A 24626-nucleotide genomic window follows, 5' to 3' on the forward strand; every position below is an offset into this window, starting at 1 on the left:
GAGCGTGCTATGGACCAGAAGACTTTTATAAAAACCCTGCGCAGCTGGCAGAACGGCTCGATCAGCCGCCGTGAGTTCCTTGGCCGCACGGGCCTTGGGATCGCCGCCGCCGTGGTCGCGACCAACATGCCCGGCCTGCTGACCTCCACCGCAGAAGCCGCCGAGCAAACCAGGCTCGGTGATCGCCTGTCGCTGGCGACCTGGCCGAACTACCACAGCCAGGAAAACCTCGACGCCTTCGGCAAGACCACCGGCGCCCGGGTGTCGATGAGCGTGTTCGGTTCCAACGAGGAAATGCTCGCCAAATTACAGGCCGGCGGCAGTGGCTGGGACGTGCTGGTGCCGACCAACTACACCATCAGCACCTACGTCGGCCTGGGGCTGATCGAGCCGCTGGACCTGTCGCGCATCCCCAACTTCGACGCCTCGGCGTTCCAGCAAAAGTTCATGGCCCAGGGCACGGTGGACGGCAAGGTCTACGCGGTACCGAAAAACTGGGGCACCACCGGCATGCTCTACGACGCCGGCAAACTGAAAAACGGCCCAGCCAGCTGGAAGGAGTTCTGGGCCGCCGCCCAAGGCCCGGCCAGTGGCCGGACAATGGTCCACGACTACCAGTTGACCGCCATCGGCAACGCGCTGAAAAGCTTTGGCTACAGCTTCAACTCCCTGGACCCGAAAGAACTGGCCGATGCCGAAAAGCTGCTGATCGAGGTCAAGCCACACCTGTTCGCGATCAACTCCGACATCCAGCCGTCGATGCGCAGCGGCGATGCCTGGCTGGCGATGTCCTGGACCGGCGATGCTTCGCAACTGCACCGCGACAATGCGCAAATGCAGTTCGAACTGGGCAAGGAAGGTGGCGAGTTGTGGAGCGACTTCTTCGCGATTCCCAAAAGCTCGGAGCACAAGGATGCCGCCTACGCGTTCATCAACTACCTGCTCGATCCGCAGCACAACAAGCTGGAAGTACTGAGCCACGGCTACCCGAGCGGCGACAAGCGTGTCGACGCGCTGCTGCCTGTGGCGATGCTCGACGATCCGATCATGTACCCGGCCGCCGAGGCCCTGAGCCCGCTGGAGTTCGGTGCCGCCGCGACGCTGACCAGCCCGGCGCGCGCCGAACTGATGGCGCGATTCAAGTCCGCCTGATCGCTTGACCATGGCCAATGAGGAGTCACCCATGAATGCCGCCGCCCACCCGCAAACGGTGCAGCCGGGCCATGCCCTGTCGGTCGAGGTTCGCCAACGGCGCACCCTCGGCCGGCGCATTACCCTGCTGATGCTCTTGCCTTCGACTCTGTGGTTCCTGCTGCTGTTGTTGATGCCGCTGGTGATCATCCTGGTCTTCAGTTTCGGCGAGCGCAGCGCCGTGGGCGGTTACGCCGGTGGCCTCACACTGGCCAACTACCTGAACCTCGGTTCTCGCGGCGCGGCGTTCAGCAACACGCTGATGTTGGCGCCGCTGGGCACCCTGGCGTGCCTGGTGGCGGCTTATCCATTGGCGTACTTCCTTGCGGTCAAGGTCACAAGGAACCGCTCGCTGTTGCTGACCCTGGTGATCGTGCCGTTCTGGACCAGTTTCCTGATCCGCACCTACGCGTGGATTTTCATCCTCAGCGGCAAGGGCATCCCGGCGCTGCTGGCCAGCCTGGGTCTTGAGGATGTACGGCTGATCAACACGCCGTGGGCGGTGCTGATCGGCATCGTCTACGGCTACCTGCCGCTGATGGTGTTCCCGATCTACGTCAGCCTTGAAAAACTCGACAAGCGCCTGCTCGAAGCCTCGGCGGACCTCGGTGCCAGCGCCTTCGAAAGTTTCCGCCGGATCACCCTGCCGCTGTCCGCGCCGGGGATCATCACTGGGGTGATGCTGGTGTTCATCCTGCTGATGGGCGAGTTCCTGATCCCGGCCATTCTCGGCGGCGGCAAGGTGTTCTTTGTCGGCAACGCGCTGGTCGACCTGTTCCTGCAATCGCGCAACTGGCCGTTCGGCAGTGCGCTGGCCATGACGTTGGTGGCGATGATGCTGCTGATCATCGGCGTGTATCTGAAACTGGTGGCGCGCTACGGCGGCCGCCCTGCCGACGGAGGCCTGTGACATGTGGCTGCGCAGCTATTCAACCTCGCTGTACCTGTTTCTCTACGCGCCGATTGCCTTGATCGTGCTGTTCAGCTTCAACGCCGGGCGCAGTGGCCTGGCGTTCCAGTGCTGCTCGGTGCAATGGTTCGGCACCGCATTCGGCAACCCGTTCATCATGGAAGCCCTGGGCAACAGCGCGCTGATCGCCTTCAGTTCGGCGGTGATAGCCACGCTGTTCGGCACCCTGGCGGTGTTCGGCTTGCAGCGCTGCGGCGCCAAGGTGCGCCTGTTGTTCGACGCGCTGACCTACTGCGCGATCATCGTGCCGGGCATCGTCATCGGCATCTCGACGCTGATCGCCTTCATCAGCCTGTTCGACCTGATCAATCCGTTGCTGGCGAGCTGGTTGCCAACGGTACCGAAGTTGAACATGGGGTTCTTCACCGTGATCGCCGCGCATTCGTTGTTCACCATGGCCCTAGTAATGGTGATCGTGCGCAGCCGCGTCGATTCCCTGGACAAGGCCTTGCTGGAAGCCTCGGCGGACCTGTACGCGCCACCGATGGACACCTTCTGGCGGGTGACCCTGCCGCAGATCAGTCCTGCGATCATGGCCGGGTTCCTGTTGGCGTTCACCTTCAGCTTTGACGATTTCATCATCGCGTTCTTCGTTGCCGGTTCCGAAACGACGTTGCCGATCTACATCTTTTCCTCCATCCGCCGTGGCGTGACGCCGGAGATCAACGCAATCTCCACGGTAATCATCTGCGTGTCGCTGGCCCTGCTGTTCACTTCCCGCCATCTGCAAAACCGCCGCACCGGCGTCCAGGAGTCGCACCATGCGTGATCAGCTCTATATCAACGGCGAATGGGTCAGCCCGGACCTGGGCGGCTATCTGGACGTGATTGATCCGGCTACCGAACAGGCCTTCCACCGCGTGGCGGCAGGCACCGAAGAAGACGTCGATCATGCCGTGCGTGCGGCCCGGCGTGCCTTCGACAATGGCTGGGGCCAGACCAGCGGCGCCGAGCGCGGGCAATGGCTGGAGGCGCTGGCCGATGAACTGGAAAGTGGCCAGCAGGCGCTGGCGGAACTGGAAGTGCGCGACAACGGCAAACCCTTGCCCGAAGCGCAGTGGGACATTGGCGATGCTATTGGTTGCTTTCGTTACTATGCCGGGTTGGCCCGCGAACTGGATAAGCAACAAGATCAGCCGCTGGACTTGCCGGACGCGCGTTTCCGCTGCCGCATCCGCCACGAACCGATTGGCGTGGCCGGGCAGATCATTCCCTGGAACTACCCGCTGCTGATGGCCGCGTGGAAGGTTGCGCCGGCTTTGGCTGCCGGGGCCACTGTGGTGTTGAAGCCGTCGGAACTGACGCCGCTGACCGCCCTGGAACTGGCTGCCGCCGCCGATCGTATCGGCTTGCCCGCCGGGGTGTTGAACCTGGTCACCGGCCTCGGCGCCGATGCCGGCAGCCCGCTCACCGAGCATCCGGGGGTGGACAAACTGGCCTTCACCGGCAGCGTGCCCACCGGCGCGAAAATCATGTCGGCGGCGGCCCGCGACATCAAGAACATCAGCCTGGAACTGGGGGGCAAGTCTGCGTTCATCGTGTTCGACGACGCCGATGTCGAAGCCGCCGTGGAGTGGATTTTGTTCGGGATTTTCTGGAACCAGGGCCAGGTGTGCAGCGCCACGTCTCGTCTGCTGGTGCAGGAAACCATCGCTGCGCGCCTGATCGAACGGCTGGTGGAGGAAACCCGCAAGATCAGCATTGGCCCAGGCATGCAGCCCGGCGTGCTGCTCGGTCCGCTGGTCAGCCAGGGCCAGTACGACAAGGTGCTCGGCTTCATCGACCAGGGCCTGGCCAGTGGCGCCCGTTTGCTCACGGGCGGACGGCGACCGGCGCACTTGCGCGAAGGTTACTTCGTCGAGCCAGCGATTTTCGACGAGCCTGGCCACAGCAGCATTTTGTGGTGCGAAGAAGTGTTCGGCCCGGTGCTGTGCATCAAGCGCTTCAAGACCGAAGAGCAAGCGCTGCAAATGGCCAACGCCAGTCGCTTCGGCCTGGCCGCCGCCGTGATGAGCACGGACTTGCAGCGCACCGCCCGGGTCGCCAACCAGTTGCGTGCAGGGATCGTCTGGGTCAACTGCTCGCAACCGACCTTCGTCGAAGCCCCCTGGGGCGGCATAAAACACAGCGGCATCGGCCGCGAACTGGGCCAATGGGGGTTACACAATTACCTGGAGGTCAAACAGGTGACCGAGTACGTCAGCGACCAGCCTTGGGGGTGGTACTTGAAGTAAACAGGTCACACGGTGGGAGCGAGCTTGCTCGCGATAGCGGTGGGTCAGCCAACATCTCTGTTGAATGTGCCGGCCTCTTCGCGGGCAAGCCCGCTCCCACAGGGATGGTGGCCGGTCGTTGGATTAGCGTTCACTGAAGATCAAAACTGTGGGAGCGAGCTTGCTCGCGATAGCGGTGGGTCAGCCAGTATCTCTGTTGGATGTGCCGGCCTCTTCGCGGGCAAGCCCGCTCCCACAGGGATGGTGGCCAACCGCAGGATTGGCATTCACTGAAGATCAAAACTGTGGGAGCGAGCTTGCTCGCGATAGCGGTGGGTCAGCCAGTATCTCTGTTGGATGTGCCGGCCTCTTCGCGGGCAAGCCCGCTCCCACAGGGATTGTGACCAACCGCAAGATTAGCGTTCACTGAAGATCAAAACTGTGGGAGCGAGCTTGCTCGCGATAGCGGTGGGTCAGCCAGTATCTCTGTTGAATGTGCCGGCCTCTTCGCGAGCAAGCTCGCTCCCACAGGGATGGTGGCCAACCGCAGGATTAGCATTCACTGAAGATCAAAACTGTGGGAGCGAGCTTGCTCGCGATAGCGGTGGGTCAGCCAGTATCTCTGTTGAATGTGCCGGCCTCTTCGCGAGCAAGCTCGCTCCCACAGTGTCCCGGGCTTAACTGACCGGCATTAGCCTCTGGAGAGCCGCTTTTTTTCAGGACTGTCGCGCCCTAAAAACCTTTATCAAAGCGGAATGAGGCGCCGTAGGCAGAGTCCGGTAAATGGCTGGCGCCATCGTCCCGTAACCGCGAACGGAAAGTACCGCTCTGTGGCTGGGTACGATACAAGCCGCGTTTTTGCAGTTCAGGAATGATCAGTTCAACGAAGTCCTCAAGGCTGCCCGGGCTGATCAGCGGGTTGAGCATGTAGCCGCTGGTGCCGGAAATACGGGCGTGCTCTTCGATCCGATCGGCCACTTGTTGCGGCGTTCCCACCAGAATCAGATCACTGCCCCGGGTGACATTGGCAAAGCGCTGTTTGACATCGCCAGCGGTCAAGGGCTTGCCACTGCCATCAGGACGCATCACGTAGGAAGTCATGCCTTCGGTGTGAGTGGACAACGCGTCGCTGTCCGCGTAGCGGCTGATGTCGATACCGGTATCACCGGCATAACTCACCAGTTGCGCCTGCAAGTGATAGTTGCTTTGCAGTTCGTCATATTTGCGTTGGGCTTCGATCTCGGTCCTGGCCGTGACGATGCGAAGTACCGTCAGTGATTTGACATCCCCGGCATGACGCCCCCGTGCCCTGGCCTGCGTCCATATATCTTCCAATCCCTGGCGAATCTCCAGCGGGTTGGACTTGGCGATGAAAATCAGTTCGGCGTGCTTGGCCGCAAACTCGCGGCCGCGGCCTGACCAACCGGCCTGGATCAGCAAGGGTGTGCGTTGCGGTGACGGGGACGTCAAATGCGGCCCGGCCACCCGATAATGCTCGCCAACATGATTGATCGGTCGCACGCGATCGCCCTTGGCATAGACCTGGCGAGACTTGTCGGCAACCACGGCATCGTTTGCCCAGCTGCCTTCCCAGAGTTTGTAGACCACATCGAGAAATTCGTCTGCGCGTTCATAGCGATCATCGTGCTTGATCATCTGCTCCAGGCCGAAGTTGCGAGCGGCGCTGGTCAGGTAGGAGGTGACGATGTTCCAGCCGACCCGGCCATTGGTCAGGTGGTCCAGCGTGCTGAAGCGCCGGGCGTGGGTGAAAGGATGCTCGTAACTGGTGGTGACAGTGACGCCGAAGGCGAGGTTTTCCGTCACGGCGGCCAATGCCGGGATGATCATCAACGGGTCGTTGGCCGGTGCTTCCACCGCCCACTTCATGGCCGCGTCGGCATTACCGCCAAACACATCGTAGAAACCCAGCACATCACCAAAAAACAGCATGTCGAGATGAGCCTGGTCGGCGATGCGTGCCAGGTTCGACCAGTAGCCCAGCGAGTTGATGGTCAGTCGCTCGTCAGCCGGGTGCGTCCAGAGGCTCGGCGCGCCGCCACAGCCAACGCTGGCTTGCTCGTATAACGCAAACAACAGAGGTTTTGGATCGGACATCGTAGTACCTGTAAAAAGTCATTAAACGGACGGGTCAGCGCTGATGCTTGAAACCTTTGCCGTAGTGGCGTTCAAGACGGTGCTGTATCAACTCCAGTCCAATGGACAGCAGCCAATAGATAACGGCTGCGGTGGTGAGCATTTCGATGTAGCGATAAGACGAGCGACCGTACGACTGCGCCAGGAACATCACTTCCCAGACCCCCATCACCGATATCAACGATGAGTCCTTGAGCATTGAAATGAACTGACTGGTTGTCGGGGGAATGATCGTGCGCATGGCTTGCGGCAGGACGATGTGCAGGAACGTTGCCGCCGGCCCCAGCCCCAGAGCCATCGCCGCTTCGCGCTGTCCGGGTGCTACAGCCATGATGCCGGCACGAAAAATCTCGCTGAGGTAGGCACCGTAATTGAGCGACAGCGCAATGATTCCCGCGCTGATGGCGCCCGGCACGACACCCAACTGCGGCAGCCCCAGGTAGATCAGCAGGATCTGGATCAACAGTGGAGTACCGCGAAAGAAAGACGCATAGAAACTGGCAACGCCGAAAGCCACTGCACTGCGAGACAGGCGCGCCAGTGCCGTCACGAAGCCAAGGAGCAACGAAAGCCAGATCGAACAGAAGCACAGGAACAGTGTCAGCGCGGCGCCTTGCAAGAAACCGTCAGGCCCCAAATACAAGCCGACCAGGTTGGGCAGTTTCTGCACAATGATCGAGAACTTCAGATCGAAGCTCATGAAAAACATGACGCACAGGCCAAACAGCACTGCCCAGGTCAAATACAGGCGAGTGCGAAAACCAGGTAACGGGCTGAAACGACGCGTCTCGGTTTCGGGGGCGACAGCCGTCTTGGCCGGGTGTGGATTGAGGGCTGTCATTGGCTGATATCGGCACCGATCCACTTCTGTGAAATCTTGCTTAATGTGCCGTCGGCCTTGAGCTGGGTGACAACCTCAGTGACTTTGGCATTCCATTGCGGATCACCCTTTTCGATCGCTACCACATTGGGCTCTGCATACAGCGTGTCGCCGGCAATTTTAAAGCGAGGATCCTGGGCGATGCGTTCGCGAGCAGTGATGAGGTTGGTGACCATGGCATCCAGGCGCACGCCCGTGCCCAAGGCCAGATCCTGGAAAGCTACCGTTTCGTTGTCGTATGGCGCGATCTGGACGCTTTCGAATGGATAGCTCAACGGCTTGTCCTCGGCGCCCTCAATCACCAGATCCTTGTTCAAATAGGCTTCATAGGTCGACGCACTGATCACGCCGACTTTTTTACCTGACAGATCCTTGCCCGTGACGATGTTCTTGTCTTTGGCATTGACCACGATCACGGCCGGTGACTGGTAATACTCCACCGGAAAGTCGAACACTTCGGCCCGTGCCTTGCTCGGGGTCATCGAGCAGACGCAGATGTCATATCGTCCGTTCCAGCGGCCGGCAGCTATGACATCCCAAGACGGTGTCTGCAACTTCAGCTTCACCCCTAGCCGTTGCGCAACGGCCTTGGCGACATCGACGTCAAACCCGTCCAGTTGGTTCTGTTCATTGAGAAAGGAGAATGGCGGATAGCTTTCCATCAGAACGCCGGTCAGCTCCCCGCTCCTGGTTACGCGATCCAGAGTTGCGCCCGCCAAAGCCGTCGAGCAGGTAGCCAGTAATGCCAAGCCAAAAGGTAAAAGCGCCTTAGTTTTCACAGACAAGTGCTCCAATCGATTCAAAATACTGAATAGATTAAAACGCACTATAAAAATAGTTTGTACTAGCTTTATGGAATATAAGACTGCGTTCAAGCTATATTGGATCAAGCGGTTCAGGTGCTTGAACCGCTGACTCTTGGTGGCAAGCAACACCCCGACAGATCCGGTCCGGGCGTTGCCCTTTGCTCAGCGATAGCAATCGAGCAGGCGTGCGGCGACTTCCTTCAACTGCGCGTCGGCCAGACGGTTGATCCCGGCAGCACGCTTGCGCCCGCCCCCCGTGGGAAACTGCCGGCAGAAGGCATCCGCCGCCAGCCCGGCCTCTTCCGGTACCCGCAGGCTGAACGCCCAGTCACCGTCCGCCCTGGCGCTGAGCAAGCCGATTGCCTTGCGCGGCGCACCGGCCGCCAGTTGGTTGGCCAGCACACCACTGACCCGCCGCGCCCAGGGTTGCGCGGGCAGGCGGTACAGCTGCGCGCCCCGTCCCTCGTGCCAGGGTTCAAGGCCTGCGGCTGCAGCCATGTCGGCGGCGTGGCCGGTGCGCAGGGTGGTGAAGCTTGTGCTGTGGCGGATGAAGTCCAGCGGGTCGTGGTAAGGCAGCAGCTCGGCGGCCAACGCCAGCGGCTCGAAGTGCAGGTCCGACAGGCTGTCGCCATAGGCGTTGTAGTTGAGCAGCAGGCCCAGTTCCTCCAGGGCCTGCACTTCATCGTCGGCCAGGCCATGCTGCGCCGCCAGCACCCGGGCCGGGCCGGCCAGGCCGTCACCAAAGGCAGCCGCCACCGCCCAGCGGTGATGACGCCCGTCCAGGTAGGTGTTGACCAGCAGGCTGGTACACACCTGGGCGGCCGTGTCGATGAAGGACTCGAATGCCGGATGCCGCGGCAGTTCGCCGGCAAAGTGGTGGTCGAAGTAACGTACCCGGGCGCCGGCGTCGAGCAGGCGCCGGGTGGCCTCGCGGTTCTGCTCGTGGGCCACGTCCAGCACGGTGACCCGCTCGCCGGGCCCGGCCTGGACCCGGCGCAACAACTCGATGTCGCGCTTGACCCCGCTGACCAGGCGCACCTGCGGATCCAGTTCGCCAGCCAGGCGCAACTGCTGCAGGGCGCACAGACCGTCGGCATCGCCGTTGAAGGCGCAGTGATCGATTGTGTTCATCTGCCCTGCTCCTCAGTACATGACTTCGCCGCCGTTGGCATCGAGTTGCGCGCCATTGATCGCACTGGCGTAGTCCGATGCCAGAAACAACGCAGCGCGGGCGCACTCCTCGTCGCTGCGCATGCGCCCGCCAGGGATGCCGGCACTGAACTCGGCGCGCACCTGTTCTTCGCTGACACCCCGGGCGGCAGCGCTCTGGCGTACCAGGGCCTGCACCGGCTCGCCCCACATCCAGCCACAGGCCAGAGCGTTGACCCGCAAACCGTGGGCCGCCTGCTCGCTGGCCAGGTAACGCACGCTGGCTGCCAGGGCGCTTTTCGACGCGGCATAGGCCGCGCCACCCTGATACGGTTTACGCACGCCCAGGGTGTTGATCATGACGATCGCCCCCGCGCCCTGCGCGCGCATTGGCGCCAGCACCGCGCGGCTCATGTTCAGCGAGCCCAGCAGGTTGACCTCCAGGGCCTCGCGCAGCGGGTCGTTGTCCGCCTCGTCCACCGCCTGGAAACCGCCATGGGAAAAGGCGCTGTTGATCAGCGCATCGATACGGCCGAATTGCTCGAGGGTGACTTCGGCGAAACGATTGCACGCCTGCACATCGGTGATATCGGTGGCCACGCACAGCACTTCGCAATGCCCGGCGACCGCCTTGATGCGCTGTTGTGCCTCAAGCAGGCGGCCCATGTCGCGGGCGCCGATGGCCACGGCCCGCGCCCCTTCACGCGCGGCCTCCAGGGCCAGTTTGATACCCAGCCCGGGGCCGACGCCCGAGACCATCACGACTTTGTCTTTAAGCAGCATGGGATGAATCCTCTTATTGTTATGGGGCAGGCTCAGGCGCTCAGATGCCGGGCGCGGTACTCGGCGTAGTCACGCTGCAGCAGCGCGTCGCTGAGGCCGAACTGGTCAGGGCTGTAGTGATGGGCAGCGCGTTTTTCCCGGCCATTGACGGACAACCATTGGCCCATCTCTGCCTGAACCTTTGCCGTGCATTCAAGGCCGGCGAAGCGATAGATGCGCTCGACCACGGCCTGGGGCGCGGCCAGGGTGTCTTCGAACTGCACATCGAGAAAGCGCCCGGCCGGCATGCCCTCGCGCACCGCCATGGCATGGCGCAAGGCCCGCGCCATGCGCTGGTTCCACTGTTCGCCGACGGCTTGGGCATCGGCCTGGTCGCTGTACAGCTGCCAAAGGGTATGGATGAAGCTGGCCAGCGAGGGAATGGTCCTGGCCGGTTCGCGATGGGTGAGCACCACCTGCGCACCGGGGAACACTTCGAACAACAGCTCCAGGGTATGCAGGTGCTGCGGGCTCTTGAGCAACCAGCGCCGGCCGGGGGCGATGCCACGACGTGCCTGCTGCCATTGCAGGAACTGCAGGGAGCGCTTGAGGTAACGGTAGACCTGGGTCTGGTCCTGACGGTCGAGCCAGGCGGTGTAGCTGGGGACGTTGACGTAGGAGTCCATGGCGCATAGGAACGAGTGCTCCATCAGCATGAACTCTTCGTCGGGCTGCTCGGCGTCCAGTGGGTGAATGGCCAGCAGTTGCGGAAGGAACTCGACCATCGCCGCCACTTCGGCGCGCGCCCGACCTAGGCGCTGCAACGGCTGCTCCAGGGTCTCCCCGTCGAGTGGCGCCGGGTAGCGGGTTTCCCACCACTGCGCCTTGCTGAACTGCGGGTCCACCGCCAGGGTGCGTTGCAGCAGCGTGGTGCCGGTGCGTGGCAGGCCGACGATCACCAGTGGGTCGTTGATTTCCAGCTCGAGGATTTGTGGGTAACGCCGACAGTGATCCTCGATGATCAGACGGTTGACCAGTTGCGCCAACAGTTTCTCACGCAACAGTCCGCGCCCCGACACGGATAGCCGCGCTTCTTTTTCCAGGGCGTCAGCCAGCACCACCAGGCCCTGGCGAAAATCGCCGGGGCCGAAATCGTCGAGGCCGCCCGCACGTACGCAAGCTTCAGCCAGCAAGGTATCCAGGGCGAAGTCATTGGCACTCATCGCACAAGCTCCTTCAGATCATTGAGTTTGACCACGCGTGTCGTTGGCTGTACCGGCTGCTTTGCTCCCACCCATCGCAGGCAGAGGGTGCCATGGGGATGGCCGGCAGTTTCCAGCCAGTTCGCCAGACCGGGGTCAACGCAGCAGAGGATCATGCGCAAGCGGCCATTCGCCTCCAGTTGCGCCGACTGTTTGTTCAGACAGATACGGTGGTAGCGGTAGTCGAGCGACTCCATCCAGTAGTTGTTGATCTGCACATTCCAGAAATCGCAGTCGGGCACCTGATCGACCTCGATCAGCAATGCCTCGTCATCCGCCAGAGCCCAGTAGGAGTGGTAATAGAAAATGTTCGGGTCGCCCCCCACCGACTGGCACAGTGCCTGGTCGGCGGCGGGCAGTTGATTGGTGTGCTTCTGATAACCCTGAGCCCAGTCGGCGAACAACCGCGCGGTGTTCTCGACGAAACTTCCCACCCGCTGCAGGCTTTGTTGCAAGCGCGGTGCATTCAGCGGTTCGGGTGTCTGGCGGGCATTGAGGCGTTCAATGCGCAGTTGCGCCGGCTGCTCGCTGCTACGGTCCAGAAAGGTTTGGCGGACAATCAAGGCATTGCTCTGCGGTTCGAGCCGCAGCCAGTTACCGATGCCGGGTGGATGCTGGCTGAGGATGATTTCGAAGTTGCCTTCGGCATCCGACTGCAACATGCCTGCATCGAGAAAACCGGTCTGGATCATCTTGCCATCCGTCTCGTAGCCCCCCTTCTGGGAACCGAAACTGAGGTAGGCAACACTGCCGCGCTGGCCGCTGACCCGATACTCGTGCGCGCCGTTGAGGCGCGCATAGCTATACAGATTATCGGGGTTGTCGGCGCCAATTTTCGCGGTTTCATGGGAGGGGGTGATGAAGCCCGGGAAGTCCGGATCGGCAAATTCCAGGTGCATTTCCAGTGCAATGCGCAGCAAACGCGTGAGATAGCGAAATCCTTCGGCGCGGGTCTGCACATCGGCCGGAGCCTCGGCGCGCAATATTTGCTCGCCGCTACGCCGCAGTTGCTCGCAGAAGAGGTTCCAGCTTTCGCCGCTGAGCACCTCCTGATCAATCCTGTCTGTAACCATGTCGGTCTCCTCTGTTGGCGGAAAGCCCGCCGCTGCCAGTGACCTTAGGGAGCACCCCCTTGCCGATTCTTCGTCCAAGCGGACTAAATCGCCTGCTAGTCCGCACGGACGAGGAGCCGTGCGCCGTGAGCGGCGAGGATCGCGCCTGAGCCCATGGCTTACTTCCCGCCGCAGTTCGTGGCGCGCAGTCATCCTCAGAGGAGTTACCCATGACCGCAGAGAAAAATCTGGTTCGTTCAGTGACCGTGGACATCGCCGCACCGGCCGAATTTGTCTGGTCTGTACTGATCGACCTGGTGCGTTATCCGCAGTGGAACCCCTACACCGTCAAGGTCGAGTCCAGCTTGCGACTGGGCGAACCGGTCAATCTGTTTCTGCCCGATCCGGGACGACCTGGTGAACTGCTGCACGTGATCGAGTACCTGGCTGACTTCGAACCCCACCGGTTACTCGCCTGGGAGATGTATGCCAACGCCGACAATCCCGACGCTGCCCGTCGCGAGCAGCACATCGAGCCCACCGGCGCGGCCAGTTGCCGCTACCACACCACCGACCAGTTCCTCGGCGCCACCGCCGACCAGGTCATGACCGATCATGGCGCTTGGGTCAAACAAGGGTTCGATGCCGTTGCCCACGCCCTCAAGATCCGTGTCGAGACGCTGTACGCGTCCGTCGCGTGACCTGCAGCTGCCGGCGCCTCTTCGTCCAAGCAGACGAAGAAGTGCCGGCGGTGCTTTACCTACCGTGGTGTTCAGCCGGCGCCAATCCCGGCAGAACTCGAGGAGGTATTCGATGTTGACTCATCTGCAATGGCTGGAAGCGGAAAGCATCCAGATCATCCGTGAAGTGGTGGCCGAGTGTGAAAACCCGGTGATGCTCTACTCCATCGGCAAGGACAGCGCGGTCATGCTGCACTTGGCGATGAAAGCCTTCGCCCCGGGCAAGCCGCCCTTCCCCCTGCTGCACGTGGACACCACCTGGAAGTTTCGCGAAATGATCGCCTTTCGCGACCAGACCGCCGAACGCCTGGGCCTGGAACTGCTGGTGCACATCAACCCCGAAGGCGTGGAAAAGGCCATCGACCCTTTCATCCACGGCTCGGCCTTGCACACCGATGTGTGGAAGACCCAGGGCCTGAAGCAGGCCCTGGACCACTACGGTTTCGATGCCGCGTTCGGCGGCGCCCGGCGCGACGAGGAAAAGTCGCGGGCCAAGGAGCGGGTGTTTTCGCTGCGCTCCGAGCAGCACCGCTGGGACCCCAAGCAGCAGCGCCCGGAGCTCTGGCACCTGTACAACACACGCAAGCGCAAGGGTGAAAGCCTGCGGGTGTTCCCGCTGTCGAACTGGACCGAGCTGGACATCTGGCAATACATCTACCTGGAACAGATCCCCATCGTGCCCTTGTACTTCGCCAAGGAGCGCCCGGTGGTACGCCGTGACGGCACGCTGATCATGGTCGACGACGAGCGCCTGCCGCTGCTGCCGGGAGAAACCCCGGAACTGCGCAAGGTGCGCTTCCGCACCCTGGGCTGCTACCCGTTGACCGGCGCCATCGACAGTGACGCCGACAACCTGCCGGCGATCATCGGCGAAATGCTGGTCAGCCGCACCTCGGAACGCCAGGGCCGCCTGATCGACAGCGACTCGGCGGGCTCCATGGAGAAGAAAAAACAAGAGGGGTATTTCTGATGAACGCAATCACCGACGCACGCAATGGCGACTTGACGCCCTACCTGCAACAACAGCAGAACAAGCAGCTGCTGCGCTTCATCACCTGTGGCAGTGTCGACGACGGCAAGAGCACCCTGATCGGCCGACTGCTGTATGAATCCAAGGTATTGTTCGAGGACCAGCTTGGCCAGCTCGAAGCCGACTCGAAAAAGCTCGGCACCCAGGGTGACGAACTGGATTTCGCCCTGCTGGTCGACGGCCTGAGCGCCGAGCGCGAGCAAGGCATCACCATCGATGTGGCTTATCGCTTCTTTGCCACCGACAAGCGCAAGTTCATCGTCGCCGACACCCCCGGCCACGAACAGTACACCCGCAACATGGTCACCGGCGCGTCCACCGCCGACCTGGCGGTGATCCTCATCGACGCCCGCCAGGGCTTGCTGACCCAGACCCGCCGGCACAGTTACCTGGTGTCGCTGCTGGGCATCCGCAAGGTGGTGGTGGCAATCAACAAGCTCGACCTGGTGGACTATTCCCAGGCGGTGTTCGAGCGCATCGAAGCCGAGTATCGCGCCTTCGCCGCACAGATCGGCCTGCAGGATATCCAGTGCATCCCGCTGTCGGCGCTGCGCGGCGACAACATGCTCCAGGCCAGCCCCAACACGCCCTGGTACCAGGGCCCGAGCCTGCTTGCCTACCTTGAAGACGTACCGCTGGAGCAGGACCGGCAGAGCCAGGCGGCGTTCCGTCTGCCGGTGCAGTGGGTGAACCGGCCGAACCTGGATTTTCGTGGCTATTGCGGCAACGTCGTGGCCGGCAGCGTGCGCGTCGGCGAGCGCATCCGCGTGCTGCCCTCGGGCCAGCAGAGCGAGATCACCGGCATCCTTGGCAGCGCCGGGGAGCAGCAGCAAGCCCTGTGCGGCCAGGCCGTGACCCTGACCCTCAAGGACGAGATCGATATCAGCCGCGGCGACCTGATCGCCCTGGCCGACACCCCGCCGGCGGTGGCCGACCAGTTCGAAGCGACCCTGGTCTGGATGGACGAACAACCCCTGCTGCCGGGGCGCCCGTACCTGATGAAGATCGGTTGCCGCACCGTCGGCATGAGCTGCGCCAACCTCAAGCACCGGGTCGATGTGAATAGCCTCGAGCACCTGGCGGCCAAGACCCTGGAGCTGAACGGCATTGGCGTATGCAACCTGCACCTGGACCGGCCCATCGCCTTCGATGCTTATGCCGACAACCGCGATACCGGGGGCTTTATCGTTATCGACCGCCTGAGCAATCGCACGGTCGGTGCCGGCATGCTGCACTTCGCCTTGCGTCGTGCGCAGAACGTGCACTGGCAGGCCATCGACGTCAACCGCGAGGCTCACGCCGCGCTCAAGGGCCAGTCGCCACGGGTGCTGTGGTTTACCGGTTTGTCCGGCGCGGGTAAATCGACCATCGCCAACCTGGTCGAGCGCAAGCTGCATGCCCTGGGCCGGCACACCTATCTGCTCGACGGCGACAACGTGCGCCACGGCCTGAACCGCGACCTGGGCTTTACCGAAGCCGACCGGGTGGAAAACATCCGCCGGGTCGCGGAGGTGGCCAGGCTGATGCTCGATGCCGGACTGATCACCCTGGTCTCGTTCATCTCGCCGTTCCGGGCCGAGCGTGACATGGCCCGCAGCCTGGCCGGTGACGGCAACTTCCTCGAGATCTTCATCGATGCGCCGCTGGCCCTGGCCGAGCAGCGCGACCCCAAGGGCCTGTACCTCAAAGCCCGGCGCGGTGAGCTGAAGAACTTCACCGGCATCGACTCGCCCTACCAGCCGCCAGTGGCGCCGGATATCCATATCGACACCCGGCACGAGTCTGCCGAGGCCGCCGCCGAACGCATAGTCGAAGCCCTGCTGGCGCTGTAAGAGCTACCGGGCGCAGCCTGCCCCTTGGGCATGCGCTGCGCCCGTCAGTGCCTAGGCCAAACGGACGATTTTGCCGCCATGACCCCGGTCGATACTCGCCCATGACAACACGCAGCCAAAGAGGCGCGCATGACCCTGCCCTTTTCCACCTGCCCGGACCTGCACGCCAGCATCGACATCCCCTCTGCCGAGCTCAGCAACCTGCTCGGGTTGGTCTACCACGGCACGCTGGAGCCCACGCCCTGGGCCAGTTTGCTGGAAGCCCTGCGCCAGCGATTCGACGCCAGCTTCTTCACCCTGGTGCTGCGCAACCCCGACCATGAACGCCCCGGGCTGATCGTCAATGCCTCGGTGCATGGCGCGCTGTTGCCCGGCGAGCCCTCTTACAGCGAACACTTCTATTCGATCTGCCCGTTCCTCGACTGGCCCGCGGACCAGGTGGCCAGTGCCGACCAGGTGCTGGGCACGGAGGCCTGGCTGGCCCATGATTTCTACCGCAACTACCTGCACCCCCTGGACCTGCGCGATGTGCTGGTGGCCAACATGCGCACCGCCGCCGGCATGCACTGCGCGCTGTTCGCCTGCCGCGACCACGCCAGCGAAGCGTTCACCCCGGCGCAGATCAACCTGATCCGCCTGTTGCTGCCGCACCTGCAACAGGCGGTGGACCTGCACTCGGCGGTGGATCAACTGGATGCCGAACGCCAGCTCTACGCGGCAACCATCGACCGCCTGATGGTGGGCACGGCCATCCTCGACGAGAACGGCCGGATGATGCGCTGCAACCGTGCCGCCCAGCGCCTGTTCGACAGCCATGACGGTCTGGAGTGCAAGCACGACAAGCTCTGTGCCTTCGCCAACCATGAGAACCGCACACTGCAGCAGGCCATCCAGGCCGTGTTGAAACAACGCCCCCGCGGCCTCGACGACCTGCAAGTCCTGACCCTGTCGCGGCCCAGCGGTGAGATGCCGCTGAACCTGCTGCTGCGCCCGATTGCCATGAACTACCAGACCCACAACAGCGCCCGACGCCCGGCAGTGGTGGTGTTCATCCGCGATCCCGCCGACTCGCCACAAGCCTCGCGTGACCTGCTGCGTAGCCTGTTCCAACTGACCCGCACGGAAACCGAAGTGGCCATGCTGGTCATGGACGGCCAGACCCTCGATGAGACAGCCGAGTCACTCGGGGTTTCGCGCAACACCGTGCGCGCTCACTTGCGCGGTGTATTCGCCAAGACTGGCGCCACGCGCCAGGCGCAACTGGTCAAGACCTTGCTCAATAGCGTGGCGTCGTTGGGGTAGCTATCTTCATAAACTCAACCGCGCACCAGGTAGGCCCCCGGGGGAACCCGATGTCGCAGCTTCTTGCATTTGCCGGGTGCGGGCTGATGCCCCGCCGGGCGATCAGGAAACCAGATTCGGCATTTGCCCGGACGCGGCATATGGCCGCGGGGAATCTCGACCTCAGCGTACGCCCGCTCTGGCTCGACATTAGTCATTTGTAATTTTCCTTCGGGCCCGGCTCTGCCAGCCGACGGCGCATCCAGCCCCCGATATGCCTCTGCGCGAGCCAAGTTGCCAGCGTCGTTCCCAGTGTCCGGAGTGGATTGTTCAGCAACGGCCATTTCCGCTTCGCGACGCCTTTGGGCCTCCTCCTCCAGCCCCTTCTGTACTGCGACCAAGTCCTCTTTTGCATTGGGTGGGGTACCCGAAGACTGGGCCTGCTGCGCCGCCTGGATCAATTGGAAGTTGCGGTTGCGTAGCTCGACGTTGCGACCAACCCGTATGTTCGAGCGCGCCGCCAGGGTTTCAGCCTGCTGGTACTGCCCCTGCTGAAGGCGCAACACACCCAGGTAATGCAACGTCGCGGGATTGTTCGGCTGGATATGCAGGGCACGCTCCAGCGTGGCGGCGGCCTGGTCCAGTTGGCCATTTTCATACTGGCGCGAGGCGGTTTCGATCAAGGTGGTTGATGCGCTGTTACTCTGCGCCGGCGCGCTTCGTTCGGCAGCAACCGAACAAAGCGACGGGACAGCGCAGAACACCAGGATGAGGCCCGGCAGAAAACTCTTGGTTGGCATCAGGGGGCGGACTCGACTGAATTCAAACGGCACTGCCGTAAAACAGGCCACAACGCTGCTCGGCATTTGCGAAACAGGGCCGCTATTGACCTGGCCAATACCCTGAAGTTCCTGCTGCAACGACCGTTGCGACCAGTACCATTTTTTACCACCCCAACATCCAGGCACGATCTGTTGCTGTTCTTCACGCAGGGCGCAAAACGGACAAGAGCCGTCGTTCAGGACAGTACAAACGGCTGACTTTTCACTCTGGCGAAGAAGAGTGAATGAGATATCTTGTCGAGCTGTCGATACGCTCAACATTCCAAGGAAGCCAATGCTCAGTTCACTCGTATCAAATGGTCAGCCACAAACGCCTGACCGGTTAGAACTGATGGCCCCCTGGTGGAGTTTTACGAAAACAGTCCTGGCTGCGACAGCCCTGTCGTTGGTACGTGACGGGCTCATCGGACTGGACGACCCAATTTCTGATCAGCCTTTCACGTTACGCCAGCTACTGCGGCATGAAGCAGGCCTGGCCGATTACGGTGAACTTGCGGAGTACCACGCCGCTGTTACGAACAGTGAGCCAGCCTGGTCGGCAGATGAAATGATGCAACGCCTTGACGGTGCTCGACTTCGATGCAATCCCGGAACCGATTGGCATTACTCGAATGTTGGCTACTTGCTCATCGGCAGGCTTATTGAACGGCTAACTGATCTGACGCTTGATGATGCGGTGACTCAACGTGCACTTACTCCTCTGGGCCTGTCGAACGTTCGCTTTGCTAAAACGCGAGCAGACTTACAAAAGACCCATCTTGGAAGCACCTCGAATTATGACCCCGCGTGGGTCTATCATGGCTTGCTGATCGGCCCAATTTCCCAAGCAGCGCTATTTCTGGATCGACTCCTCTGCGGTGAACTGCTCTCCACGGGCTTGCTCCAGGAAATGCAGACAGCACGAACATTGGGCGGCCCGATTCCCGGGCGCCCATGGATCATTCCGGGCTATGGCCTAGGTGTGATGCAAGGGTCGATTGACGGCGGACATTCCCTATGCGGGCACACAGGCTGCGGGCCAGGCAGTGTCATTGCTGTCTACCGTATCCGCGACGGCGACGCATCGGCTTGTTGCGCTGTTTTTGAAGCGGGTGCCAGTGAAGGTGCCGTCGAAGCCATCGCTGTGAGACAGCTGATGCAAGTTATGCGCGGTGGCTGAAGACGGCTAAGTCCTTTTGGCGTCGACCTCATGATTCGCCGGATGACCGCTTCACGCCCTGAGGAAGTCAGTCAACCAAAAATCGTCAGGCGTATTCAACGGAACATTCCATTTAAGAGTTTTCTGCCTCGGGCGCACGGAAGGCCTTACTGTAATAGCCGGACTGGTCGAAACAGCAAACCTGCTTCTTGCCGGTTGCAAGCATATCGCAGGCATCACCAATTCGCTTTTCGCGCGTCTTGAGTTGCTTGGCTGAAGTAATCCAGTGGATCCAGTCTACTCGTGCGATGGTCGTTGTATTATTCCAAACTTTACGAGCCTCAGGAGTGGCTGCCAGTGCCTCCTCAAAGTCTGCCGGGATGTCAGGCTCGGGTTCCTTTTTCACGGGGGTTAGCTCGAGTGTAACGATATCCCCAACGGCCACACCTGCGGCGTCGAGTAACTCGCTACTTACCTTCAGCCAATGGCTCAGCTGACCATCGGGCTCAAGGGTTGCCTGGAAATGGTGCCCATTGATTGTGCCTTCAACTGTCGTCCTTCCTCGCCTCGGAAGCGGTTCACTCGCGTCTCTTGGCAGTACTGCGAACGCCCAGGACATATCATTACCGGGCTTTGCCGGACGAAGAAGCTTTGCTTCGAATCGGGATTTCACATCGATTATTGTCATTGCCACTCCTCCAACTAATACGCCTGACTACTTTCTGGCAACATCACTGTAGCGTTCAAATGCGACATTGATGACGCCAAGATGAGCGCTTAGTTATCCATCACCTCGTCCAGTGCCTTCTCGAGGGTGCTGACCGTGCGCTCGATATTGTGCAGCTTTTCGAGTCCGAACAATCCGATGCGAAAGGTCTGGAAATCGGCCGGCTCGTCGCATTGCAACGGCACTCCGGCGGCGATCTGCAGGCCGAGGCTGGCAAATTTCTTACCGCTCTTGATGTCGGCATCATCGGTGTAGCTCACCACTACGCCAGGAGCCTGAAAACCGGCTGCGGCCACGCTTTTGATGCCTTTGCCGGTCAACATTGCGCGCACCCGATCGCCCAGAGCCTGTTGTTCGCCGCGGACCTTGTCGAAACCGTAGGCTTGCGTCTCTTTCATCACTTCGTTGAATCGCGCGAGGGAATCGCTGGGCATGGTCGCATGGTAGGCATGTCCGCCCTGTTCGTAGGCCTGCATGATCTGAAGCCACTTTTTCAGGTCGCAGGCGAAGCTGCTGCTATGCGTCTGTTCGATGCGCTCGAGGGCCAAAGCACTGAGCATCACCAGGGCGCAGCACGGGGAGGCGCTCCAGCCTTTCTGCGGTGCGCTGATCAGCAGGTCGACTGCGCATTTGTGCATATCAACCCAAATCGTGCCTGAGGCGATGCAGTCCAGCACGAACAGGCCACCCACCGCATGCACCGCGTCGCCAACGGCCCGCAGGTACTCGTCGGGCAGGATAATCCCTGATGAGGTTTCAACGTGGGGGGCGAAGACAATCTGCGGCTTCTGCGCCGCAATGGCTGCCAGCACTTCGTCCAGAGGGGGTGGAGCGTAGGCAGCCTGGCGACCCGTGTCGACCGGTCGGGCTTTGAGCACCGTGGTGGCCGCCGGGATGTTGCCCATCTCAAGGATCTGGCTCCAGCGATAACTGAACCAGCCGTTGCGTATCACCAGGCATTGCTGGCCGGTGGCAAACTGTCGTGCCACCGCTTCCATGCCGAATGTGCCGCTGCCCGGGACCACCGCAACAGCCTGGGCGTTGTAGACCTGTTTCAGGGTCTTGGAAATGTTCTTCATCACGCCTTGAAATGACTGCGACATGTGGTTGAGCGAGCGGTCGGTGTAGACCACTGAGTACTCGACCAGCCCCTCGGGATCGATACTGGGATAGAGCTTTGACATGGGTGACTCCTTTGGCAGGGATCTCAGTGGTATCGACCCTGCCCTAAGCCTTGGCAAATGACAAGATTGCTCGGGATTGAATTGCGACTTCTGTCGAGCGGCTGGCAGGTCGCTGCTGAGTTGTGGGAAGGGGGGCTTAAAGGTTCAAAAGTGTTTGAAACCCCAAGGGGAATTCATTTTTGGACATTGCGGTTGGGCGGTAGCCGGATCGATACGCCGCTCGCGCCTAGCACATGGGGCCTAGGCGCTGCGCCGATAAGGATGCTCCCGGTCTATAGAGCCCGGGGAGATTCAATTTGTTGAGAAGTGTCGACTATTTGGACGCAGTATCCATATAAGACTTTACCGCCGCGAGCCCAGGTTGACCTTCCACTGTTTGAACATCAAGCAACGTTCTATCAAGCCATTCGGGATGGGCACTCAGCCATTTTTTTACCGCAGAGCGTGGGTCAAGGCCACCATTGATCACGTAGTCCATCATGGTGTTTTCGGCATCGATGGAAAACTCCAGATTTTTCAGGAGTTGGCCCACGTTAGGGCATTCCTCCAGATATCCCGTACGCACGTCGGTCCGCACCGACGATGCGCCGAAATTTTCTCCGTAGTACTTGTCGCCACCTGACAAATATTCCAGTTCAATATTCTTGTTCATTGGGTGAGGAGCCCAGCCCAGAAACACAATCCAGTCGTTCTTTCTGATTTGCCTGCCGACTTGTGTCAGCATGCCCTTCTCACTGGACTCAACCAGGCTCCAGCTACCCAGGTTATACGCGTTATCCGCGATGAGGTTCTGGATCGGTTTGTTTCCGCCTGGCTCTACTCCATAGATTTTCCCGCCAAACTTTGACTTGTAAGTGTCCAGGTCAGCATAGCTTTTTACACCTTGCTCATAGACGTATCGCGGAACCGCCAAGGTAAATTTTGCGCCCGTGAGGTTCACTCGCACTGTCTGAATCGACTTGTTGTTGTAGTAAGGCTGAGCCGCCTCGATCAATGCGGGATCCCATGTTCCGAGGAACACGTCGATACTCTTGCCTTCCATCGCCTTGTAGGCAATTCCCGTCGATAACGTTATGACTTTTGGGGCGTAGCCCAGTCCTTCCAATACTGCTGTGGTCAAAGACGTCGTCAACGTGATGTCGGTCCATCCCACCTCTGCGAACTGAGGCGCGCGACACCCCACAGGGTCCGCGGCGCCGGCAATCCCCTGGAATGTCATCAACAGCACGGCACAACCGATAGCACTGCTTTTCATACCGGATCCCCTTGCGTTCTCTTGTTTTTTGGAGAATCCAGTGATAACTTTTTTTTCATTGAGTGTCCAATGAAAAAAGAGAGCCCCCCATGCCAAAGGTCGGAATGCAGGAAATCAGAAGGAAGCAGCTCGTTGAGGCGACGCTCACCCTCATTGGTGAGCAAGGCATGGCGGGTACCAGCATGGCTCAGGTCAGCGCCCGTGCGGGGTTGGCCAACGGCATCGTCCACCACTATTTCTCGGACAAGAATGCTTTGCTTGAAGCCACCTTGAGAGAGCTGAACAAACGCATAAATGCCGAGATCTTTGCGCGCCTGCGGAAGTCCGCAACACCCGCTGAGCGTGTTCTCGCGTTTGTGGACGGGAACGTCAGTGCCTTGAACCTGACGCGAGACAATGTTGCGGCCTGGCTCGCTTTCTGGGCCCAGGTACCGCAGTCCCCCAAACTGCAGCGGGTACAGAACATCGTTGCGCGCAGGAGCCACTCCTTACTTTTCCATGCCTTGTCAAAAAGCATGGACAAGGCAATAGCCCATTCCAAGGCGCAAATGATCGCGATCTTCATCGACGGCTTATGGTTGAGGGCTGCGGTCGATTGCAACCCGGACACGATCGATGATTCGCGTCGTTTGGCTTACGAGTTCCTCAACAACGTACTTGGTTATGATCTGGAGGCGTAGAAATGACACCTGAAGAGTTTAAAAGTCTTGATGCCGTGGGCCTCGTTCAACGGTTGAAGTCCGGTGAAGTCACTCCGCTGGAGTTAGTCAACCTGGCAGCCAGAGAAATTGAAATCCAGGACCCTGCCTTGGGCGCGGTCGTTGCAATCGATACCGAAGGCGCGCAACGAGCGGCGCTAGATCCCAAGGCAGGACTACTCGCAGGTGTACCGATCCTGATAAAGGACACCAATATCGATGTAAAAGGCTTTGCAACCAGGCACGGTTCGCGATTGTACGAAGATGCCGCCCCCGCTCAGGTCGACAGTGAGTTTGTGAGTCGATTGCGCAAGGCCGGGGCAATCATTCTCGGGAAAACCAAAACACCTGAGTTTGCAGGAGACTTTGTGACAGAGCCTGAATGGCAAGGCCCTTGTCGAAACCCCAGGAATCCGCAGTACGCTTCTGGTGGATCAAGTGGAGGATCCGCCTGTGCCGTGGGCGCAGGCATGGTGCCAGTTGCACACGGCACCGACTGTGGCGGGTCGATCAGGGTTCCGGCTTCCGTTTGTGGTGTGGTTGGGCTGAAGCCAAGCAGGGGACGCAACCCTGTAGGTCCTCATGTCGGTGAGTTTGTTGGTGGCCTTGATTCCGAGCATGTACTGACCAGGACTGTTCGCGATAGCGCATTGCTGCTGGATGTCCTGTCTGGCTATGAACCAGGCGCGCCTTATGCTGCTCCCCCCGCCCCTCTTTCTTGGCTCGAATGCCTGAAGACGAGGTCGCCACGACTCAAAATCGCCTTTGCCTGTGCCCGTCCAGATGGCTCGAATATCGATGAGGCCATCCACAAAGCCATATTGAATGCTGTGGATTTTTTAAGTAAAGACGGCCATGAATTACGCCCGTTCAATTGGCCAGACATGACCAAAGCCGGTGCAGCTGCTGCATTATTCTGGCAGATGGAAATTGAGGCCTTGATGGAACACAAAGCCCAAACTCGCGGTTATCCGATCTCGGCACAAGATGTTGAATGGATTACCTATGAGTTTTACAAATGCTCGACTCAGAGAACGGCACTGGATGTACACCATGCACGGGCTACCCAGAACAAAGTAAGCCACGACATGGCCGATAGCTTCACCGATATCGACGTCCTCATCACGCCAACGGTAGCGCTTGCTCCACCGTTGATTGGTGGTTTTGTCGCCACAGGGGAAAGGTATCTGGACGAGTGGTATAAAAACGCTTACGCATTTTCTCCCTTCACCGAAGTTTTCAACTTGACCGGCCAGCCAGCCATCAGTATCCCCGTCGGGATCATGGAGAACGGCCTTCCAATCGGGATGCAGATAGTTGGCAAATTTGGTGACGAGGAAACCATCCTTAGACTTGCAAGTGAAGTTGAACGGAGCTTGTTAGCAACCACCCTGTTTGCAAAGGCATGATCACGCGCTGAACTACGACAGATTTTCTGCGCGTTGTCGCTGGCTCGCTGA

At 60.5% G+C, this 24626-nt stretch carries 22 protein-coding genes; 11 read left to right on the forward strand and 11 right to left on the reverse strand.

Going from position 1 to position 24626, the window contains the following annotated elements; translation table 11 throughout:
• The first annotated feature begins 9 nt into the window (after positions 1 to 9).
• Genes PSJE_RS25250 through PSJE_RS25265 form a run of 4 tightly spaced genes read left to right on the forward strand, consistent with a single transcriptional unit; the run spans position 10 to position 4395 of the window.
• On the forward strand, positions 10 to 1152 hold the full coding sequence (locus PSJE_RS25250; RefSeq protein ID WP_057715263.1) for an ABC transporter substrate-binding protein: 1143 nt from the start codon (positions 10 to 12) through the stop codon (positions 1150 to 1152).
• Between the two features lie 31 nt (positions 1153 to 1183).
• Positions 1184 to 2101 (forward strand): ABC transporter permease, encoded by a 918-nt coding sequence (locus tag PSJE_RS25255; RefSeq protein ID WP_090454924.1) that lies wholly within the window; start codon positions 1184 to 1186, stop codon positions 2099 to 2101.
• A 1-nt stretch (position 2102) separates the two neighbouring features.
• Positions 2103 to 2930 carry an ABC transporter permease gene (locus PSJE_RS25260; RefSeq protein ID WP_015095519.1) on the forward strand — a complete coding sequence of 276 codons (828 nt, stop codon included), beginning with the start codon at positions 2103 to 2105 and terminating at the stop codon, positions 2928 to 2930.
• The gene (locus tag PSJE_RS25265; RefSeq protein ID WP_090454923.1) at positions 2923 to 4395 is read left to right on the forward strand and encodes an aldehyde dehydrogenase family protein; all 1473 of its coding nucleotides are present in this window, start codon (positions 2923 to 2925) and stop codon (positions 4393 to 4395) included. The genes PSJE_RS25260 and PSJE_RS25265 overlap by 8 nt, the downstream gene beginning before the upstream one ends.
• Positions 4396 to 5106: 711 nt before the next feature.
• On the opposite strand, the gene PSJE_RS25285 is transcribed toward PSJE_RS25265, so the two are convergent.
• The 7 genes from PSJE_RS25285 to PSJE_RS25315 form a co-directional block, all read right to left on the reverse strand.
• Positions 5107 to 6489 carry an LLM class flavin-dependent oxidoreductase gene (locus PSJE_RS25285; RefSeq protein WP_057715267.1) on the reverse strand — a complete coding sequence of 461 codons (1383 nt, stop codon included), beginning with the start codon at positions 6487 to 6489 and terminating at the stop codon, positions 5107 to 5109.
• A 34-nt stretch (positions 6490 to 6523) separates the two neighbouring features.
• Positions 6524 to 7369, reverse strand: a complete 846-nt coding sequence (locus PSJE_RS25290; protein WP_090454921.1) for an amino acid ABC transporter permease — start codon at positions 7367 to 7369, stop codon at positions 6524 to 6526.
• Entirely contained in the window at positions 7366 to 8187 is an 822-nt protein-coding gene (locus tag PSJE_RS25295; RefSeq protein ID WP_090454920.1) for an ABC transporter substrate-binding protein, read from the reverse strand. Before PSJE_RS25295 ends, PSJE_RS25290 begins: the two co-directional genes overlap by 4 nt.
• Positions 8188 to 8376: 189 nt before the next feature.
• Positions 8377 to 9345, reverse strand: a complete 969-nt coding sequence (locus PSJE_RS25300) for a DHH family phosphoesterase (RefSeq protein WP_090454919.1) — start codon at positions 9343 to 9345, stop codon at positions 8377 to 8379.
• A 12-nt stretch (positions 9346 to 9357) separates the two neighbouring features.
• Positions 9358 to 10146 carry an SDR family oxidoreductase gene (locus PSJE_RS25305; RefSeq protein ID WP_090454918.1) on the reverse strand — a complete coding sequence of 263 codons (789 nt, stop codon included), beginning with the start codon at positions 10144 to 10146 and terminating at the stop codon, positions 9358 to 9360.
• A 32-nt stretch (positions 10147 to 10178) separates the two neighbouring features.
• Positions 10179 to 11348 carry a sulfotransferase family protein gene (locus tag PSJE_RS25310; RefSeq protein WP_090454917.1) on the reverse strand — a complete coding sequence of 390 codons (1170 nt, stop codon included), beginning with the start codon at positions 11346 to 11348 and terminating at the stop codon, positions 10179 to 10181.
• On the reverse strand, positions 11345 to 12460 hold the full coding sequence (locus PSJE_RS25315) for a DUF1214 domain-containing protein (protein WP_090454916.1): 1116 nt from the start codon (positions 12458 to 12460) through the stop codon (positions 11345 to 11347). The genes PSJE_RS25310 and PSJE_RS25315 overlap by 4 nt, the downstream gene beginning before the upstream one ends.
• A 209-nt stretch (positions 12461 to 12669) precedes the next feature.
• Here PSJE_RS25315 and PSJE_RS25320 point away from each other — a divergent pair, with 209 nt between their 5' ends.
• From PSJE_RS25320 to PSJE_RS25335, 4 genes are all read left to right on the forward strand, one after another.
• Positions 12670 to 13140: an SRPBCC domain-containing protein gene (locus PSJE_RS25320; RefSeq protein ID WP_057715274.1), complete on the forward strand. Its 471-nt coding sequence runs from the start codon at positions 12670 to 12672 to the stop codon at positions 13138 to 13140.
• Positions 13082 to 14149 (forward strand): sulfate adenylyltransferase subunit CysD, encoded by a 1068-nt coding sequence (gene cysD, locus PSJE_RS25325; RefSeq protein WP_256353645.1) that lies wholly within the window; start codon positions 13082 to 13084, stop codon positions 14147 to 14149. Before PSJE_RS25320 ends, cysD begins: the two co-directional genes overlap by 59 nt.
• Positions 14149 to 16041: a sulfate adenylyltransferase subunit CysN gene (cysN, locus tag PSJE_RS25330; RefSeq protein ID WP_057715276.1), complete on the forward strand. Its 1893-nt coding sequence runs from the start codon at positions 14149 to 14151 to the stop codon at positions 16039 to 16041. Before cysD ends, cysN begins: the two co-directional genes overlap by 1 nt.
• Before the next feature lie 129 nt (positions 16042 to 16170).
• Positions 16171 to 17343 carry a helix-turn-helix transcriptional regulator gene (locus PSJE_RS25335; RefSeq protein WP_090454915.1) on the forward strand — a complete coding sequence of 391 codons (1173 nt, stop codon included), beginning with the start codon at positions 16171 to 16173 and terminating at the stop codon, positions 17341 to 17343.
• 14 nt (positions 17344 to 17357) lie between these two features.
• Here the strand turns inward: PSJE_RS25335 and PSJE_RS25340 are convergent, their stop codons facing one another.
• Entirely contained in the window at positions 17358 to 18122 is a 765-nt protein-coding gene (locus PSJE_RS25340) for a tetratricopeptide repeat protein (RefSeq protein WP_090454914.1), read from the reverse strand.
• 316 nt (positions 18123 to 18438) lie between these two features.
• On the opposite strand from PSJE_RS25340, the gene PSJE_RS25345 reads away from it, so the two are divergent.
• On the forward strand, positions 18439 to 19323 hold the full coding sequence (locus tag PSJE_RS25345) for a serine hydrolase domain-containing protein (RefSeq protein WP_090454913.1): 885 nt from the start codon (positions 18439 to 18441) through the stop codon (positions 19321 to 19323).
• 112 nt (positions 19324 to 19435) lie between these two features.
• On the opposite strand, the gene PSJE_RS25350 is transcribed toward PSJE_RS25345, so the two are convergent.
• The 3 genes from PSJE_RS25350 to choX all read right to left on the reverse strand — a co-directional run bounded on the left by PSJE_RS25350 (position 19436) and on the right by choX (position 22468).
• Positions 19436 to 19990: a YdeI/OmpD-associated family protein gene (locus tag PSJE_RS25350; RefSeq protein WP_090454912.1), complete on the reverse strand. Its 555-nt coding sequence runs from the start codon at positions 19988 to 19990 to the stop codon at positions 19436 to 19438.
• Positions 19991 to 20079: 89 nt separating this feature from the next.
• A complete protein-coding gene (locus PSJE_RS25355; RefSeq protein WP_090454911.1) occupies positions 20080 to 21213 on the reverse strand; it encodes an aminotransferase class V-fold PLP-dependent enzyme in 1134 nt (377 codons plus the stop codon).
• Between the two features lie 313 nt (positions 21214 to 21526).
• Entirely contained in the window at positions 21527 to 22468 is a 942-nt protein-coding gene (choX, locus tag PSJE_RS25360) for a choline ABC transporter substrate-binding protein (RefSeq protein ID WP_090454910.1), read from the reverse strand.
• Between the two features lie 89 nt (positions 22469 to 22557).
• On the opposite strand from choX, the gene betI reads away from it, so the two are divergent.
• On the forward strand, positions 22558 to 23148 hold the full coding sequence (betI, locus tag PSJE_RS25365) for a transcriptional regulator BetI (RefSeq protein ID WP_057715282.1): 591 nt from the start codon (positions 22558 to 22560) through the stop codon (positions 23146 to 23148).
• Positions 23149 to 23150: 2 nt separating this feature from the next.
• Positions 23151 to 24575 carry an amidase gene (locus PSJE_RS25370; RefSeq protein WP_090454909.1) on the forward strand — a complete coding sequence of 475 codons (1425 nt, stop codon included), beginning with the start codon at positions 23151 to 23153 and terminating at the stop codon, positions 24573 to 24575.
• The last annotated feature ends 51 nt before the right edge of the window (positions 24576 to 24626 follow it).

The sequence above is a fragment of the Pseudomonas jessenii genome (assembly GCF_002236115.1).
Classification (GTDB): domain Bacteria; phylum Pseudomonadota; class Gammaproteobacteria; order Pseudomonadales; family Pseudomonadaceae; genus Aquipseudomonas; species Aquipseudomonas jessenii.